This is a genomic window from Neisseria sp. SLRRB23 (assembly GCF_050896295.1).
In the GTDB taxonomy this organism is placed as follows: Bacteria; Pseudomonadota; Gammaproteobacteria; order Burkholderiales; family Neisseriaceae; genus Neisseria.
The window spans coordinates 25,287-41,754 of record NZ_JBPBFH010000014.1; the positions used below are offsets into that span (position 1 = coordinate 25,287).

The window sequence follows — 16,468 nt, forward strand, 5'->3', positions numbered from 1 at the left end:
TGGTGGTTAAACTTCGATTTTGTTTGGCGTAAACGTCTGCCATTTGTTGCAGGCGGGACAGTGCCAGAAAAAGACTTGGGATTTGAAGTGGCAGTTGCGGCAACGGTACATCACGCTGCGCTGGAGCTGCCGTCCGATAACCGAACGCATCATATCGGCATCGGCTTTCCAAGTCGGATCCATATCGCTGATTCTTAAACCGAGCAGGCGGTAAACACCGTTCAAGTCCGGTTTGCGCCGAACAAGCTCGATAGCAGTTTGTGCAGCCTCTTTCTCCCCCCTGAGCAATAAGGATTTCTCGTACACGACGTTAATCAAATCAAGTTCCGGGAAGGTCTGCATATACCCTATCAGGCGATTTAATCCTTCTTCAGGCTTTCCTTGCGCCGCATAAGCGTCATAAAGTTTCTCTCCGACCATGCTCAAATAGGCATGATTTTGCTGCTCGATGGCGGCATACGCTTCAACCGATGCAGGAAAATTGCCCTGCCTGTATTCAATGTCGCCTAAAATCATATTGGCACGGGTACATCTTTTGTTGGCCTCAAGGGCTTTGCCGACATTAAAACGTGCAACATCAAAATTGGACTTAAACAATGAAGCCTGTGCAAGTTCGCAATAAAACTGTGCGATTTCAAACTGATATGTCTGTTCGTCGTGACTGAGAAGTTGGGCGGTTTCAATCGCTTTTTCCCAATCCCTGTCCTGCTGGTAGATATTGAGCAGGTGCTGTCTGGCTTCACGCGCCATTTCACCGTCTTGCAGACTGAGGAAAATCTGTTCGGCACGGTCAACCAACCCCGCACTTTGATAGGTTTGCGCCAATTCAAACAATACGCGCGCACGCTTGGCTCCGGTTGTATCGGGAGAGTCCAGCAATGTTTGGTGCATATTGATGGCTTTGTCGTTTTCGCCACGCTGACGGTAAAGCTTGCCTAGGGTGAGGTTCAGGTCGTATGACTGAGGCTGCTGATCGATGACCTCTGCCAATTCCCTGGCGGCACGTCCGCTGTTGCGGTCAACCAAGGCATCCAGACTTTTATAAAATCCCGACGGTATGCTTTTTGCCTGCTTTAATACAGTCTTCATATCCACGCGGGCGGCAAACCAGCCCATCGCGAAGAAAACGGGCAAAAGGATAATCGGCAGCAGGATAATCCACAATTCATTGTCCATATCGGCTTTCTCAAGGCTGTTTGGCAGATTCGAGCGCATTTTGCGCCGGTGGTGCGGTCAGCTCCTTCCCCGTCAAACGCGCATTTTTCTTTACTTCGGCACGCAACCTGCCGTTCTCGCCACGTAACGACAACAACCGTCCGAACAAGGCAAACATTCCAAAAACAATACCGACTACAAATGCGCCAAACAATATGACAATCAGCGGCAGATTGACACTCTGCCCCGGAAGATAGGAAAAGGTAACGGCATCCATATTAATGACGGCAAGCAGCAGGAAGAGCAGCAGGATAATGATTTTGATGACGGTATAGATAAGTTTCATGTTTGCTCCGTAAATAAAAACGCCGCGCCGACAGCTTCGCACTCTGAACCAAGATTGCGCTAGTTTAAACGATTTGCACGGTTTCGGATAGGATGCGGCAGCGTGTTCAGACGGCATACGGAGTATGCGATTGCCGACAATTTTACCAAATACACCGTTCCTTTCCATTTGAAAAATAACGGATTGGACACCGCATCGACAGAAAAACCCGCCGCGCACTTGTCAAAACCCTGTTTGCAGGCGTATCTTTACAGTCTTCAAATTTAAACCGTTCATATCAGAATAAGAAAGGCTTTTCATCATGAGCAGACCCGTACCCGCCGTATTCGGCAGCGTTTTTCACAGTCAAATGCCCGTCCTCGCCTACCGCGAAGGCAAATGGCAGCCGACCGAATGGCAATCTTCCCAAGACCTCACCCTCGCACCCGGCGCGCACGCCCTGCACTACGGCAGCGAATGTTTCGAGGGACTGAAAGCTTTCCGTCAGGCAGACGGTAAAATCGTGCTGTTCCGCCCGACCGCCAATATCGCGCGTATGCGGCAAAGTGCGGACATTTTGCACCTGCCGCGCCCCGAAACCCAAGCTTATCTCGATGCTTTGGTTGAATTGGTTAAACGCGCTGCCGATGAGATTCCCGATGCACCTGCCGCGCTGTACCTGCGCCCGACCTTAATCGGTACCGATCCCGTTATCGGCAAGGCCGGTTCTCCTTCCGAAACCGCCCTGCTGTATATTTTGGCTTCCCCCGTCGGCGACTATTTCAAAGTCGGCTCGCCCGTTAAAATCTTGGTGGAAACCGAACACATCCGCTGCGCCCCGCATATGGGCCGCGTCAAATGCGGCGGCAACTACGCTTCCGCCATGCACTGGGTGCTGAAGGCGAAAGCCGAATACGGCGCAAATCAGGTTCTGTTCTGCCCGAACGGCGACGTACAAGAAACCGGCGCGTCCAACTTTATCTTGATTAACGGCGATGAAATCATTACCAAACCGTTGACAGACGAATTCCTGCACGGCGTTACCCGCGATTCCGTGCTGACTGTCGCCAAAGATTTGGGCTATACCGTCAGCGAACGTAATTTCACGGTTGATGAACTGAAAGCTGCGGTGGAAAACGGTGCGGAAGCCATTTTGACCGGTACGGCAGCCGTCATCTCGCCCGTTACTTCCTTCGTCATCGGCAGCAAAGAAATCGAAGTGAAGAGCCAAGAACGCGGCTATGCCATCCGTAAGGCGATTACCGACATCCAGTATGGTTTGGCGGAAGACAAATACGGCTGGCTGGTTGAAGTGTGCTGATGCTTTAAATAAAAAATGCCGTCTGAAACCCGTTTGGCGTTTCAGACGGCATTTTCACGTCCAGACCGTTTCCGCCGCACCTGCAGCAAGTCGGCACAAAGGCAATCGGTTAAAACAAGCGTCCGCATTTCTCATCCCGCCTGCCGCAAGTCGGGCATTTCTCTGGAAATACGCTTCAGACGGCAAAACGCCGCCCGAAACCGATACGCGGCACGGACGGCGCACGGATTTGAAAACGGCGGATTATCCCTCGGTGCTCAAGGCATTGATGCTGTAACCGCCGTCAACATAAGTGATTTCGCCGGTAATGCCGGACGACAGGTCGGACAGCAGGAAGGCGGCGGTATTGCCGACTTCTTCGATGGTAACGTTGCGGCGCAGCGGATTGTGGGCGGCGACGTGTCCCAAGAGTTTGCCTAAATCGGCGATGCCGGAGGCGGCAAGCGTTTTGATCGGGCCTGCGGAAATGCCGTTGCAGCGGATGCCTTCTTTGCCCAAACAGGCGGCGGTAAAGCGGATGCCCGCCTCAAGGCTGGCTTTTGCCATACCCATCACGTTGTAGTTCGGAATCGCGCGCACCGCGCCCAAGTAGCTCAGGGCGACGATGGCGGAATTTCTGCCGCGCATCATCGGACGGGCGGCTTTTGCCAATGCGGGCAGGCTGTATGCGGAAATTTCGTGTGCGGTGTTGAACGCTTCGCGGCTGATGCTGTCGAGGAAATCGCCGCTCAAGGCTTCTTTCGGTGCGAAGCCGATGGAATGCACCAAACCGTCCAAGCCGTCCCAATGTTTGCCCAAGTCGGCGAACACTTGGTTGATTTCGTCGTCACTGGCGACATCGCAGCGGAATACGAGTTCGGAATCCAATTCGGCGGCCATTTTGCGGACGCGCTCTTCCAGTTTGTCCACAACGTAGGTAAACGCCAGTTCCGCGCCTTGTTCGCGGCAGGCTTTGGCGATGCCGTAAGCGATGGAACGCTCGGAAATCATGCCGGTAATCAGAATTTTTTTGCCTTGCAGAAAACCCATTTTGTATCCTTCAAATAGTGTTCGGTTCGTTCTAAACCGTTGATTATAGCAAATTGTCCCTGTTTCTGTGTTTTCACGTTGCAGCGTGCAAACGGCAATGCCGTCTGAAGCGGATTTCAGACGGCATTGGACGTTTCAAATACGGTTTAAGGCATCAGATGCCGCGCAACAATTCGTTCACGCTGGTTTTCGCACGGGTTTGCGCGTCCACGCGTTTGACGATGACGGCGCAGTAGAGGCTGTGGCTGCCGTCTTTGGAAGGCATACTGCCGGACACGACAACCGAACCGGCCGGTACGCGGCCTTGATAAATTTCGCCGGTAGTGCGGTCGAAGATTTTGGTGGATTGACCGATGAACACGCCCATAGAAATCACGCTGCCTTCTTCGACAATCACGCCCTCAACGATTTCAGAACGCGCGCCGATGAAGCAGTTGTCTTCAATGATGGTGGGTGCGGCCTGCAGGGGTTCGAGTACGCCGCCGATGCCGACGCCGCCGCTCAAGTGCACGTTTTTGCCGATTTGCGCGCAAGAGCCGACAGTCGCCCAAGTGTCAACCATCGCACCTTCGTCAACGTATGCGCCGATGTTGACGTAAGACGGCATCAGCACGACATTTTTCGCCACAAAGCTGCCGCGTCGGGCAACGGCACCGGTACGGCGCGGAAGCCTGCGTTTTTGAACTCGTCTTCAGACCAGTCGGCAAATTTGGTCGGCACTTTGTCGAAGTATTTGTTCACGCCGTCGTTGAGGACTTCGTTGTCTTGGATGCGGAAGGACAGCAACACGGCTTTTTTCGCCCATTCGTTGACTTTCCACTCGCCCACGCCCAAGCGTTCGGCGACGCGCAATTTGCCGGAATCGAGCTGGCGGATGGTTTCCAACACGGCTTCTTTGACTTCGGGAGCAACAGTGGACGGGGTGATGTCCGCGCGGTTTTCAAAGGCGGTTTCGATGATGTTTTGCAAAGACATAATGTTTCCTTGGTTCGAGATATTTCGGGACGCTTGCCGGTATTGTTCAGACGGCATGGCGGTTGGAACAAACGTGCTATTGTGCCATACAAACACCCGCCCGTCAGCCGCGCTGTGGGTTTGCCGGATGCCGGCGTTTCGGAATCGGGCGGGCGGCAGGCATTGCCTTTTCCGCACCCGAATCAATACAGAACGGCGGCGGTACTTTTATGCCGCGCCGTCGTTTTTCAGACGGCATTCGCGGTAAAACGCCATCAGCCCTTCGGTCGAGGCATCGTGTACAGACGTGCCGCCTTCCAGTTCTCCGATGATGGTTTTTGCCAACTGTTTGCCGTAGTCCACACCCCACTGATCGAAGGGGTTGATGTTCCAGATTACGCCTTGGACAAAAGTTTTGTGTTCGTAAGCCGCCATCAGCATACCCAGATTGTAGGGCGTGAGGCGGTCGAGCAGGATGCTGTTGCTGGGGCGGTTGCCGGGGAACTCTTTGTGCGGCGCGAGGCGTTCGCGTTCCGCTTCGGGCAAATCTGCCAGTTCGGCGCGTGCTTCGTCCAAGGTTTTGCCCTTCATCAAGGCTTCAGCCTGTGCAAAGGCGTTGGCAACAGTAAAACGGCTGCGTCCGTCCTCCACGCCCTGCGCCGTCATCGGGACAATAAAGTCGCAGGGAATCAGGCGCGTGCCTTGGTGGAGCAGTTGGAAATAGGCGTGCTGGCAGTTGACCCCTTCACCGCCGAACACGATGCCGCCCGTTTTGCACGCGGCGAGACTGCCGTCTGAAGCGCGGCTTTTGCCCAAACTCTCCATATCGAGCTGGTTCAGCCACGCCGGCAGCAGGCGCAGGTTGTGGCTGTACGGAACGGCAGTCTGCCCATCCGCGTGCTGGAAATTGTTATACCACACGGCAATCAGTGCCATTAAAACGGGGATATTANGACGCGTCGGCGTACTGAAAAAATGCCTGTCCATCGCGTGCGCCCCCGCCAACAATTCCCGAAAACACGCCCCGCCGACGGCGACCATCACAGGAAGCCCGACAGGCGACCAGACGGAATAGCGTCCGCCCACCCAGTCGTACATCGCAAACACACGTTCCGCCGCAATGCCGAAACTTTGCGCCGCTTCCGTATCGGCAGACACCGCGCAAAAATGGCGCGCCATTTCGGATTCCGAGAACCCCGCACCGCGATACCACGCCTTGACCGCCTGTGCATTGAGCAGGGTTTCCGGTGTTTTAAAGGACTTGCTGGCAACGCAAAACACCGCCGTTTCAGGGTTCAGACGGCATAAAACCGCATCCAGGCAGGCAGGGTCGGCGTTGGCGGCAAAATGGACGGNGATATGCCGTCTGAACGGCTCGAGTGCCTGAACGCACATTGCCGGCCCGAGGTCGGATCCGCCTATGCCGATGTGGACAAAATCCGTAATCCGTTTCCCAGTTATCCCCTGATACGAACCGTCGTCCAAACTGTGTGCAAACTTCAACGCACGATTTAACTCGCGGCGGATTTCGGGCAACACGTCCCTGCCGTCCACATAAACGGCATCCGCACCGTCGGGCAGGCGCAAAGCCGTATGCAGCGCGGCACGCCCCTCACTGTTGTTGACCTTCGCACCCGTCTGCAAATCATGCATTTTCCGTCCGAGCCCTGCCGCATCTGCAAGGCTACAGAGCAGTTGAAGCGTATCTTCCCCAAGCCGGTTCTTGCTGTAATCGAACAACATGCCGTCCAAACGTTCGTGCATACGGTCAAAGCGGTCCGGTTCGCAGGCAAAGCGGTCGCGCAAAAGAATATGTCGCGTATCCTGACAATGTTGTTCAAGCTCCCGCCACGCCTGGGTAAAAGCATCCATGATTTTCCTTGATTCTAGATTCGGATTAAAAATATAACAGGATGCAGTGTAACAAACGAAAGCCGCTTTGGCGAATCTCCGAAATACCGCCATCCGCATTCAATAACATCTTATTTCCATATAGCGAAAATACCCTTGGTCGGAATTTAACCCACAACAATATCCTACAAGATTTATTGCGTGCGCATAGATGCCAGACAACCGTTTAATAAGGTATAATTACGCCCAGGTACGCTCCATTTGCCGGACGCATATGGGCATACTTAGTGATTACATTTAATCGGTAAAATACCGATCTTATTGTTTTAACGGTATTTCTTATATTTATTTATTCCAATTATTTTACGGGACTGGGATCTGGCTAAAAACGGAGGACTTTCTTTATTTTCAAAGAAAGAAAAACGCTTTATCTTTGAAGGCAGGCATTCTGCCTCCGACAAAATAGTCAACGGTGAAGCATCTGCGTTTACCGAAGAAGAGGCACGCAAGAAACTGGCAAAACGCGGCATCCGCCCGTTACAGATTAGCCGTGTAAAAACAACTTCAAAACGCAAAATTACACAAGAAGACATTACCGTCTTCACACGCCAGTTGGCAACTATGATGAAAGCGGGCCTGCCGCTGATGCAGGCATTTGAGATTGTGGCGCGCGGTCATGCCAACCCGTCCATGACGGAAATGTTGGTGGAAATCCGTAGTGAAGTAGAACAGGGCACCACCCTGAGTCGCGCGTTCTCACGCTATCCCAAATACTTCGACCGCTTCTACTGCAACTTGGTTGCGGCGGGCGAAACGGGCGGCGTATTGGAAAGCCTGCTGGACAAATTGGCAATTTACAAGGAAAAAACCCAGGCCATCCGCAAAAAGGTAAAAACCGCGCTAACCTATCCGGTATCCGTCATCGCCGTCGCCATCGGCTTGGTATTTGTGATGATGATCTTCGTACTGCCGGCGTTTAAAGAAGTTTATTCCAATATGGGTGCCGAACTGCCCGCACTGACTCAGACCGTCATGGATATTTCCGAGTTTTTTGTCGCATACGGCTGGATAATTCTGATTGCGCTTGGCTGCTCGATATACGGCTTTCTCAAACTTAAAGAGCGTTCACCCAAAATCCAACGCCGTATGGATGCCTTTCTGCTACGTATGCCTATTTTTGGCAACATTGTACAAAAAGCAACTATTGCACGCTGGGGCAGGACGACGGCAACACTGTTTGCAGCAGGCGTACCGCTGGTCGATGTATTGAATTCGACTGCAGGTGCGGCGGGCAACCTGATTTACGAAGAAGCCACCCAAGAAATCCGTACTCGAGTAATTCAAGGTCTGTCCATGACTTCCGGGATGCGTGCAACGGAACTGTTTCCCAATATGATGGTGCAGATGTCCTCCATCGGCGAGGAATCGGGTTCTTTAGACGACATGCTCAACAAAGCTGCCGAGTTTTATGAAGACGAGGTGGATAATGCGGTCGGCCGACTGTCCGCCATGATGGAACCGATTATCATCGTGGTTTTGGGTCTGATCATCGGTACGCTTCTGGTAGCGATGTATCTGCCGCTGTTCAACTTGGGTAACGTGGTCGGCTGATTTGCCGCACAGATCCGGCGCGGATTCGCTCTGCGCCGGTTTGTTTTTGTTTTGAATACATTGAGAACAAAATATGTCTGATTTGTCTGTATTGTCGCCGTTTGCCGTGCCTTTGGCAGCAGTTTTCGGTTTATTGGTCGGAAGTTTCTTAAACGTCGTCATTTACCGCGTGCCGGTCATAATGGAACGCGGCTGGACGGTATTTGCCAAAGAACATTTAAACCTGCCGCTGACCGAAGAGGAAAGCCGTACCTTCAACCTGATGAAACCGGATTCCTGCTGTCCCAAATGCCGCGTGCCGATACGCGCGTGGCAGAACATCCCGATTGTCAGCTACCTGCTCCTGCGCGGCAAATGCGCCTCCTGCCAAACCAAAATCAGCATACGTTATCCCTTAATCGAACTGCTGACCGGCGTATTGTTCGGGCTGGTCGCCTGGCAATACGGCTGGTCTTGGATTACGCTGGGCGGATTGGTACTGACCGCGTTTCTGATTTCCCTGACCTTTATCGATGCGGACACCCAATACCTGCCCGACTCGATGACACTGCCCTTGATTTGGCTGGGGCTGATATTTAATTTGGACGGCGGCTTCGTGCCTTTGCAGTCTGCCGTTTTAGGTGCGGTTGCCGGCTATGGTTCATTATGGCTCTTATGTGCGGTGTATAAACTGCTCACAGGAAAAACCGGTATGGGCAACGGAGATTTCAAACTGATTGCCGCATTGGGCGCGTGGCTCGGCATATCCGCATTGCCCGTGCTGATTTTTGTTTCCTCTCTGATCGGTTTGGTCGCGGCAATCGTTATGCGCGTCGCCAAGGGGCGGCATTTTGCCTTCGGCCCCGCACTGACAGTTTCGGGCTGGATAATTTTTACGGCAAACGATTCCGTATGGCGGGCGGTCAACTGGTGGCTGACCCATCCGGTGCTGTAAGATGACGGTATGGGTCGGACTGACCGGAGGAATCGGCAGCGGCAAATCAGCAGCCGCGCAATGTTTTGCCGATTTAGGCGTACCGCGTATCGATGCGGATGCGGCAGCACATGCACTGACAGATTCAGACGGCATCGCCCTGCCGGAAATCAGGCGGCTGTTCGGCGACACCGTTTTCGACACACAGGGTTTGTTGCGGCGCGACATATTGCGTAAAGAAGTCTTTGCCTCCCCATCGCGAAAAGCCTTGCTCGAATCCGTGATGTTGCCGCTGATTTTCTCAGAAATCAAAAAACAGCAAGAAACATTTAACGACGCACCCTACGGCATTATCGAAATCCCACTGCTGACAGAAAAACGTCAATTCATGAAATTGATACAGCGCGTGCTGACAATAAGTGCCCCTGTGGAAAAACGTATCGGCAGGGTGATGGTCCGCAGCGGGCTGACGCGCGGCGAGGTGGAGACCATCATCAGCCATCAGGCATCCGAATCCGAACGCCTGCTGCTTGCAGACGATGTACTGCTCAATGACGGCAGCCTCAAAAGCCTACGTGAGAAAACAATGCTCCTGCACGCGTTTTATTCAGGGATTTTCGCCTCAAAACCAACACAAGGAAAACACAATGGCTGAGTCGCGGCAAATACGCCTTCAAGTCAAATGTCCGACCTGTCAAACGGCAGTAGTATGGAAACCCGAAAACGCATTCCGCCCCTTCTGTTCGCAACGCTGCAAACTGATCGACTTGGGCGGATGGGCAGATGAGGAATATACGGTTACAGCCCAAGAAGAAGGTTTATTGGAAATATCCGAATTTGAGTGTATATACCGCTGATTTTAAAAAATCCGCCTGACCGCCCCCTCTACTGCTCAAAATAAATGCCGTCTGAAACAAACATGTTTCAGACGGCATTTTCATTCTTAAACCTAATCGTTAGTATTTGCCGTTACCTCTTCCAACGAAGTAATACCCTGCATAACTTTCAACAAACCGGAACGGCGCAAATCAACCATACCTTCCTTATAAGCAACGTCCATAATATCCACTTCCGTACCATGGTTCATAATGACACGCTGCATTTCCTCGCTGATAGGCATAACCTCATAAACACCGGCACGCCCCTTATAACCCTGACCCCGGCAACGGTCGCAACCGACGGCGCGGTAAAGTTTCCAATCTTTTGCAAGATCCTCATCGGTGAAACCGACTTCCTTCAAAGCAGAGGCAGACGGACGTTCCACTTCCTGTTTGCAGCTCGAACACAGCCTGCGTAAAAGACGCTGCGCCATAATCAGGCTGACCGAACTGGCAATATTAAACGGCGCGACACCCATATTCAGCATACGCGACAACGTCGCTGGAGCATTATTGGTGTGCAGGGTGGAAAACACCATATGACCGGTCTGCGCCGCCTTAATCGCAATATCGGCAGTTTCCAAATCGCGAATCTCACCGACCATAATGATGTCCGGATCCTGACGCAGGAAAGACTTCAAAGCAGCGGCAAAAGTCAGACCCTGCTTATCATTGACGTTAACCTGATTGATGCCCGGCAGGTTAATCTCGGCAGGGTCTTCCGCCGTTGCAATATTTACCGACTCCGTATTCAAAATATTCAAACAGGTATAGAGCGACACAGTCTTTCCCGAACCTGTCGGACCGGTTACCAACACCATCCCGTAAGGACGGTGGATGGCATCCAACAGCAATTTCTTCTGAAACGGTTCGAAACCAAGCTGATCGATATTCAAAGAAGCCGCATCAGAATTCAAAATCCGCATCACAACCTTTTCACCAAACAGCGTCGGCAAAGTGCTGACACGGAAATCGACAGGCTTGCCACCCTTTTGGAAGGTCAATTGCATCCGACCGTCCTGGGGTATCCGTTTTTCGGAAATATCCAAGCGCGACATCACCTTAATCCGAGAAGCAAGCTGCCCCCTCACCGCAACCGGGGGTTGGACTACCTCGCGAAGCTGCCCATCCACACGGAACCGGATACGCGCATTATGTTCGTAAAACTCAAAATGAATATCCGATGCCCCACTGCGCAAAGCATCCGACAAAGTTTTATGGATAAACCTCGGAACAGGACCGTCTTCCGCCTCTTCATTATCAATATACAGAGTATGGCTTTCCTGTTCTTCCTGTTCCGCACTGATTTCCTGAAGCAACGCAGTCGAGCGTGAACCCACCCACTCTAACAGCCCGGCCAGCTGATCGTCTTCGACAATCACCAACTCAACCGAAATCCCTGACGCAAAAACGGTCTTCTGAATCTGAGGCATCTGTGTCGGGTCAGAAACCGCAAAAAATACCTTGTCGTCCCGGCGGAAAATCGGCACACAACGGAACTCCACCATCTGTTCCTCAGTCAACACCCCCATCAGCACCCTGTGGCGCGGATAATGACGCAAATCAAGAACCGAATAACTGAACACCCTCGCAATCAGTGCCGCAAGGGATTTAGGCGAAATGACGCCGTCTGAAAACAGCATCGGCAACACTTCTTTACCTGCCTGCGACTCCTTATAATAGTGTTCGGCCTGTTCGACAGTAACCACTTGGTTTTGAACCAAGGTTCTCAGCAAACCTACGCTCATACAGCCTTTTCCCCAAATTCATTCATTGTTATACCAATATAACTTTTGTCATTGAATATTATCGGCGAACAGATTATCAAAAAAACAACCGCCTTGCAAATTCGGCATATTTCCATATATCCCAGCAAACGGGCGGCATACGCCTTTCCTTCCTTAATATATTACGTCCCGTCAAAGGGCGCATTGCTTTTCTTAACAAACCCCTCTGACGACCAAGTGAAAGGGGCTTTTTTTATGTCGTCATCAAAATTAATATTTTCTTCTGCCATATCATCCGCATTAAAAAATGCGCCCCAAAAACACCCCCGTTTCCCGGCAAAAAAGTTCCCGTACAACGCAAAAAGCCTTTCATATCGCTGAAAGGCTTGTTTTACTTTGGTTTGCTATCGCCGATTATTACGCATTGCATCGGCTTGGAAACCCCGTTTTTAGGTCTTCTGCCTCGCCAACAGGAATCGAACCTGTATTTTACGCTTAGGAGGCATACGTTCTATCCGTTGAACTATGGCGAGCCAAAATGAAGATGGAGATTTTAACCCTTTCCGACGACAAAAGACAAGATACCAGCCGCAATCAACGGCCCGACAGGGATACCGCCCATAAATGTCACCCCGATGACCGTCCCGATTAACAGCCCTGTAATTAAAACAGGCTGCTGACCCATTAAAGGTACGCCGCGCCCGGCAATCCACGCTACAAAAATACCGATGGCGACGGCTGCCGCCATTTTAAGGTTGAGAAATCCGGCGGCAGGCGGTATCTGAATTCTGCCTGAAACCAAAGGGCTCAAAACGGACACGGTCAATATAATGATGCCGATATTCAAACCGTGTTTTTCAATCAGAGGGACAAACTGCACCAATGCCGTCTGCTGCATCAGCAGCAATATGGTTGCCGAAATCGTAATCGAATTGTTTTGGCTGATTACCCCCAAAAAAATCATCGCAACCAGAAACAGGGAAACAAAACTGACATTCATCGCCTCAAGACACCCTGACCAAAGATTCCTTCGCCAGCTGAATCATGGCATCCTTCACTTCGCTGTCGGGCAGGGCATCCAAGGCGGCAACGGCACAATCGACTGCTTTGCGCGCCTCGCCTATTGAATATGCCAAAGCATCCGAACGGACGACATAATCGTGGATTTTCTCAAAATAGCTGCGATCTGCATTTTCCAAAGCAGTACGCACATCGTTCGCAACCTGTTCGGAACCCTGACGCATCAGATAAATCAAAGGCAAAGTCGGTTTTCCTTCTGCCAAATCGTCGCCGACGTTTTTGCCGGTTTCTTCGGTTTCCCCCGAATAATCCAGCACATCGTCAATAATTTGGAATGCCGTACCGACATACATACCGTAGTCTTTCAACGCCTGTTCGTGCTCGGGGGAAGCCTTGCCCAAAATTGCGCCGACTTGAGCGGCAGCTTCAAACAGTTTGGCCGTTTTATATTGGATGACTTGGATATATTGTTCTTCGGTAATGTCCGTATTGCCGATGTTCATCAGCTGCATGACTTCGCCCTCGGCAATGATGTTGGTTGCATCCGCCATCACTTCCAAAACGCGCATACTGCCCGAGGCAACCATCAGTTGAAAGGCGCGCGTGTATAAAAAGTCGCCAACCAACACTGCCGCCGCATTGCCGAACAGATTGTTTGCCGTTGCCCGCCCACGGCGCAAATCGCTTTCATCGACGACATCGTCGTGCAGGAGGGTGGAAGTGTGGATAAACTCGACCATCGCCGCCAGCGAATACAGTTTCTCGTCATCATAACCGACCGCCTTACCCGCCAAAATCGTCATAATCGGACGCAGACGTTTGCCGCCCGCGCTGATGATATATGTACCGATTTGCGAAATCAGTGCGACATCGGATTGCACCGCACGGTTGATGACTTCATTGACTTTGGCAAGGTCTTCAGGCAGATGTCGCTGGAAATAGGGCAGATTCTCGAGCATGGCAGACTCTCAGGTTTACGTTTCCGTCAAACGGCAGATACCGCTTGAAAGCTGATTCAAATAGCGGGCAATTATATCAGCAAAGCCATCAGGGTACATCTTTTCAGACGGCATATGGTTATCCGAACCGCGCAAACTTTGACAAAACAGGCAAATAACAATATAATGCCGAATTCCGCACAATGGTGTGCGGATATTAACCATAACCCTTATGGAGTTGAGTATGTACGCGGTCGTAAAAACCGGCGGCAAACAGTATAAAGTTTCCGTTGGCGAAAAATTGAAAGTAGAACAGATACCAGCCGAACTCGACAGCCAAATCGAACTGACCGAAGTTTTGATGATTGCTGACGGCGAATCTGTAAAAGTTGGCGCACCTTTTATCGAAGGTGCAAAAGTAACGGCTAAAGTAGTGGCACACGGTCGTGGCGAAAAAGTCCGCATCTTCAAAATGCGCCGCCGCAAACACTACCAAAAACGCCAAGGCCACCGCCAAAATTTCACCCAAATCGAAATCGTGGCAATCGCCTAACCTTAAAACTTAGGAGCATTACAAATGGCAAGTAAAAAAGCAGGCGGCAGCACCCGCAACGGTCGCGATTCAGAAGCCAAACGCTTGGGCGTTAAAGCCTACGGCAACGAGCTGATTCCCGCAGGTTCCATCATCGTACGCCAACGCGGTACCAAATTCCACGCAGGCGACAACGTAGGCATGGGCAAAGACCACACTTTGTTCGCCAAAGTTGACGGTTATGTCGAATTCAAAACCAAAGGCGCGCTGAACCGTAAAACTGTCAGCATCCGTCCTTACACCGGTTCTGAAGAATAATCCAACCGATACCTGAAGCCGCATCTTTTCACGATGCGGCTTTTTATAGTGGATTAAATTTAAATCAGGACAAGGCGACGAAGCCGCAGACAGTACAAATAGTACAGCAAGGCGAGGCAACGCCGTACTGGTTTAAATTTAATCCACTATACATACCCCACACCCGATTTGATACACATTAAGCTGAAAGTAAAAATCCGCATACACCCTCCCCTGCATATTTCTTCAACAGTGGGTTTTGATATAATCGCCTATCTGTTACAGATAGTTCAAACGGCATTCAAACCCTTACAAATGCCGTCTGAAATCATCGGCATCCGCCTATGCAAAGGATATTTTATGAGTTTACACAGCGACATCCTCGTCGTCGGCGCAGGCCCGGCGGGTTTAAGTTTTGCAGCCGAACTTGCCGGCAGCGGTTTGAAAGTTACCCTGATCGAACGCAGCCCACTGACTGTTCTGCAAAATCCTCCATATGACGGACGCGAAATCGCCCTGACCCATTTTTCCCGCGAAATCATGCAGCGTCTGGGTATGTGGGACAAAATTCCCGAAAACGAAATCTACCCTTTGCGCGATGCCAAAGTACTGAACGGACGTTCCGACTACCAGCTCCACTTTCCCCAACCGACTGAAGCGCGCGGCGAACCTGCCGACTGTTTGGGTTATTTGATTTCCAACCACAATATCCGACGCGCCGCCTACGAAGTCGTATCCCAACTCGACAACATTACCATTCTGACCGATACGGCCGTTAAAGAAGTCAAAACATCTGATAATGAAGCGCAAGTCTTTTTGGAAAATGGAGACATTCTGACCGCGCGTCTCCTTTTGGCAGCAGACAGCCGTTTCTCACAAACCCGCCGTCAACTCGGCATTTCTTCAGATATGCACGACTACAGCCGAACCATGTTCGTCTGCCGCATGAAGCATACTCTTTCCAACCAGCATACCGCTTACGAATGCTTCCATTACGGGCGCACCATCGCACTGCTGCCATTAGAAGAGCACCTAACCAATACCGTCATTACCGTCGATACCGATAAAATCAACAGCGTTCAAAACCTTTCGCCTGAAGAATTGGCCGCAAGCGTAAAAGAACAACTCAAGGGTAGGCTCGGCGACATGGAACTGGTCAGCAGCATCCACCATTACCCCCTTGTCGGCATGATTGCCAAACGTTTCTACGGCAAACGCAGCGCGCTGATCGGCGATGCGGCGGTCGGTATGCACCCCGTTACCGCACACGGTTTCAACTTGGGTCTGTCCAGCGCAGATATTCTGGCCAAACTGATACTCGAAGCCGAACAGCGCGGTCAGGACATCGGCGCGGCTTCCTTATTGGAAAAATACAGTAACAAACATATGCTGCATGCCCAGCCGCTTTATCACGGAACCAATATGATGCTGAAACTGTTTACCAATGAGACCGCACCGGCAAAACTGTTGCGCAGCTTGGTATTGCGTGCCAGCAACAATTTCCCGCCGCTGAAGAAACTGATCACCAAACAACTGACCGGTTAAAATCATATAAAAAATGCCGTCTGAAACATGTTCAGACGGCATTTTATTTGACTGCCTGCTATATTGCCGTTCAAGTTCGACAGACAAATCCATTACCCTGTATAAGTTGACTGATTACACAATATCATCTGACACCGACTGAAAATAAGAAATTTACAATACTTAAAAACAAAGCCTCCGAACAATCGGAGGCTTTGTTTGCCAAACGGAAATTATTTCAGTTTAGTTTCTTTATACACTACGTGTTTGCGGGCAACCGGATCAAATTTTTTGATTTCCAATTTGCCGGGCATAGTGCGTTTGTTTTTGGTAGTGGTGTAGAAGTGACCAGTACCTGCACTGGATTCCAGTTTGATTTTATCGCGCATTGCA

At 51.2% G+C, this 16,468-nt stretch carries 18 protein-coding genes, 1 tRNA gene and 2 pseudogenes; 10 read left to right on the forward strand and 11 right to left on the reverse strand.

Going from position 1 to position 16,468, the window contains the following annotated elements:
• Window positions 1–6: 6 nt before the first annotated feature.
• Window positions 7–1,176 (reverse strand): lipopolysaccharide assembly protein LapB, encoded by a 1,170-nt coding sequence (lapB, locus tag ACRPFF_RS05105; RefSeq protein WP_432674013.1) that lies wholly within the window; start codon window positions 1,174–1,176, stop codon window positions 7–9.
• Window positions 1,177–1,186: 10 nt separating this feature from the next.
• Window positions 1,187–1,501, reverse strand: coding sequence for a LapA family protein (locus tag ACRPFF_RS05110; RefSeq protein WP_432673995.1), 315 nt, complete (start codon window positions 1,499–1,501; stop codon window positions 1,187–1,189).
• A 301-nt stretch (window positions 1,502–1,802) separates the two neighbouring features.
• Here ACRPFF_RS05110 and ilvE point away from each other — a divergent pair, with 301 nt between their 5' ends.
• Window positions 1,803–2,801 (forward strand): branched-chain-amino-acid transaminase, encoded by a 999-nt coding sequence (ilvE, locus tag ACRPFF_RS05115; RefSeq protein ID WP_432673996.1) that lies wholly within the window; start codon window positions 1,803–1,805, stop codon window positions 2,799–2,801.
• The gene (locus ACRPFF_RS05120; RefSeq protein ID WP_432673997.1) at window positions 2,788–3,078 is read left to right on the forward strand and encodes a hypothetical protein; all 291 of its coding nucleotides are present in this window, start codon (window positions 2,788–2,790) and stop codon (window positions 3,076–3,078) included. Before ilvE ends, ACRPFF_RS05120 begins: the two co-directional genes overlap by 14 nt.
• On the opposite strand, the gene fabI is transcribed toward ACRPFF_RS05120, so the two are convergent.
• The 4 genes and pseudogenes from fabI to pgi all read right to left on the reverse strand — a co-directional run bounded on the left by fabI (window position 3,045) and on the right by pgi (window position 6,656).
• On the reverse strand, window positions 3,045–3,830 hold the full coding sequence (gene fabI, locus ACRPFF_RS05125; RefSeq protein WP_432673998.1) for an enoyl-ACP reductase FabI: 786 nt from the start codon (window positions 3,828–3,830) through the stop codon (window positions 3,045–3,047). The genes ACRPFF_RS05120 and fabI overlap by 34 nt on opposite strands.
• A gap of 154 nt (window positions 3,831–3,984) precedes the next feature.
• Window positions 3,985–4,805: pseudogene (dapD, locus tag ACRPFF_RS05130) on the reverse strand (2,3,4,5-tetrahydropyridine-2,6-dicarboxylate N-succinyltransferase).
• Window positions 4,806–4,908: 103 nt separating this feature from the next.
• Complete coding sequence (locus ACRPFF_RS05135; protein ID WP_432673999.1) at window positions 4,909–5,043, reverse strand: hypothetical protein; 135 nt, start codon at window positions 5,041–5,043, stop codon at window positions 4,909–4,911.
• Window positions 5,013–6,656, reverse strand: coding sequence for a glucose-6-phosphate isomerase (gene pgi / locus ACRPFF_RS05140; RefSeq protein ID WP_432674000.1), 1,644 nt, complete (start codon window positions 6,654–6,656; stop codon window positions 5,013–5,015). Before pgi ends, ACRPFF_RS05135 begins: the two co-directional genes overlap by 31 nt.
• A gap of 357 nt (window positions 6,657–7,013) precedes the next feature.
• On the opposite strand from pgi, the gene ACRPFF_RS05145 reads away from it, so the two are divergent.
• From ACRPFF_RS05145 to yacG, 4 genes are all read left to right on the forward strand, one after another.
• Entirely contained in the window at window positions 7,014–8,246 is a 1,233-nt protein-coding gene (locus ACRPFF_RS05145) for a type II secretion system F family protein (protein WP_432674014.1), read from the forward strand.
• Between the two features lie 73 nt (window positions 8,247–8,319).
• On the forward strand, window positions 8,320–9,180 hold the full coding sequence (locus ACRPFF_RS05150; RefSeq protein WP_432674001.1) for a prepilin peptidase: 861 nt from the start codon (window positions 8,320–8,322) through the stop codon (window positions 9,178–9,180).
• 1 nt (window position 9,181) lies between these two features.
• Entirely contained in the window at window positions 9,182–9,814 is a 633-nt protein-coding gene (gene coaE / locus ACRPFF_RS05155; RefSeq protein ID WP_432674002.1) for a dephospho-CoA kinase, read from the forward strand.
• A complete protein-coding gene (gene yacG, locus ACRPFF_RS05160) occupies window positions 9,807–10,016 on the forward strand; it encodes a DNA gyrase inhibitor YacG (RefSeq protein ID WP_432674003.1) in 210 nt (69 codons plus the stop codon). The genes coaE and yacG overlap by 8 nt, the downstream gene beginning before the upstream one ends.
• Window positions 10,017–10,108: 92 nt before the next feature.
• On the opposite strand, the gene pilB is transcribed toward yacG, so the two are convergent.
• The 4 genes from pilB to ispB all read right to left on the reverse strand — a co-directional run bounded on the left by pilB (window position 10,109) and on the right by ispB (window position 13,743).
• Entirely contained in the window at window positions 10,109–11,785 is a 1,677-nt protein-coding gene (gene pilB / locus ACRPFF_RS05165) for a type IV-A pilus assembly ATPase PilB (RefSeq protein WP_250314389.1), read from the reverse strand.
• Window positions 11,786–12,225: 440 nt separating this feature from the next.
• Window positions 12,226–12,297 (reverse strand) — tRNA-Arg (locus tag ACRPFF_RS05170).
• A 20-nt stretch (window positions 12,298–12,317) separates the two neighbouring features.
• A complete protein-coding gene (locus ACRPFF_RS05175; protein WP_308031043.1) occupies window positions 12,318–12,764 on the reverse strand; it encodes a DUF441 domain-containing protein in 447 nt (148 codons plus the stop codon).
• Between the two features lie 4 nt (window positions 12,765–12,768).
• Window positions 12,769–13,743 carry an octaprenyl diphosphate synthase gene (gene ispB, locus ACRPFF_RS05180; protein WP_061694686.1) on the reverse strand — a complete coding sequence of 325 codons (975 nt, stop codon included), beginning with the start codon at window positions 13,741–13,743 and terminating at the stop codon, window positions 12,769–12,771.
• Between the two features lie 223 nt (window positions 13,744–13,966).
• Here ispB and rplU point away from each other — a divergent pair, with 223 nt between their 5' ends.
• The 4 genes and pseudogenes from rplU (at window position 13,967) to ubiM (ending at window position 16,096) form a co-directional block, all read left to right on the forward strand.
• Window positions 13,967–14,275 carry a 50S ribosomal protein L21 gene (gene rplU, locus ACRPFF_RS05185; protein ID WP_002216394.1) on the forward strand — a complete coding sequence of 103 codons (309 nt, stop codon included), beginning with the start codon at window positions 13,967–13,969 and terminating at the stop codon, window positions 14,273–14,275.
• 24 nt (window positions 14,276–14,299) lie between these two features.
• Entirely contained in the window at window positions 14,300–14,572 is a 273-nt protein-coding gene (rpmA, locus tag ACRPFF_RS05190; protein WP_002212328.1) for a 50S ribosomal protein L27, read from the forward strand.
• A 44-nt stretch (window positions 14,573–14,616) separates the two neighbouring features.
• Window positions 14,617–14,748 (forward strand): annotated as a pseudogene (locus ACRPFF_RS05195) (IS5/IS1182 family transposase); the annotation flags it as partial.
• Window positions 14,749–14,911: 163 nt separating this feature from the next.
• Window positions 14,912–16,096, forward strand: a complete 1,185-nt coding sequence (gene ubiM, locus ACRPFF_RS05200) for a 5-demethoxyubiquinol-8 5-hydroxylase UbiM (protein WP_411712766.1) — start codon at window positions 14,912–14,914, stop codon at window positions 16,094–16,096.
• Between the two features lie 212 nt (window positions 16,097–16,308).
• Here the strand turns inward: ubiM and rpmG are convergent, their stop codons facing one another.
• Window positions 16,309–16,464 carry a 50S ribosomal protein L33 gene (gene rpmG, locus ACRPFF_RS05205; protein WP_002212306.1) on the reverse strand — a complete coding sequence of 52 codons (156 nt, stop codon included), beginning with the start codon at window positions 16,462–16,464 and terminating at the stop codon, window positions 16,309–16,311.
• Window positions 16,465–16,468: the final 4 nt, after the last annotated feature.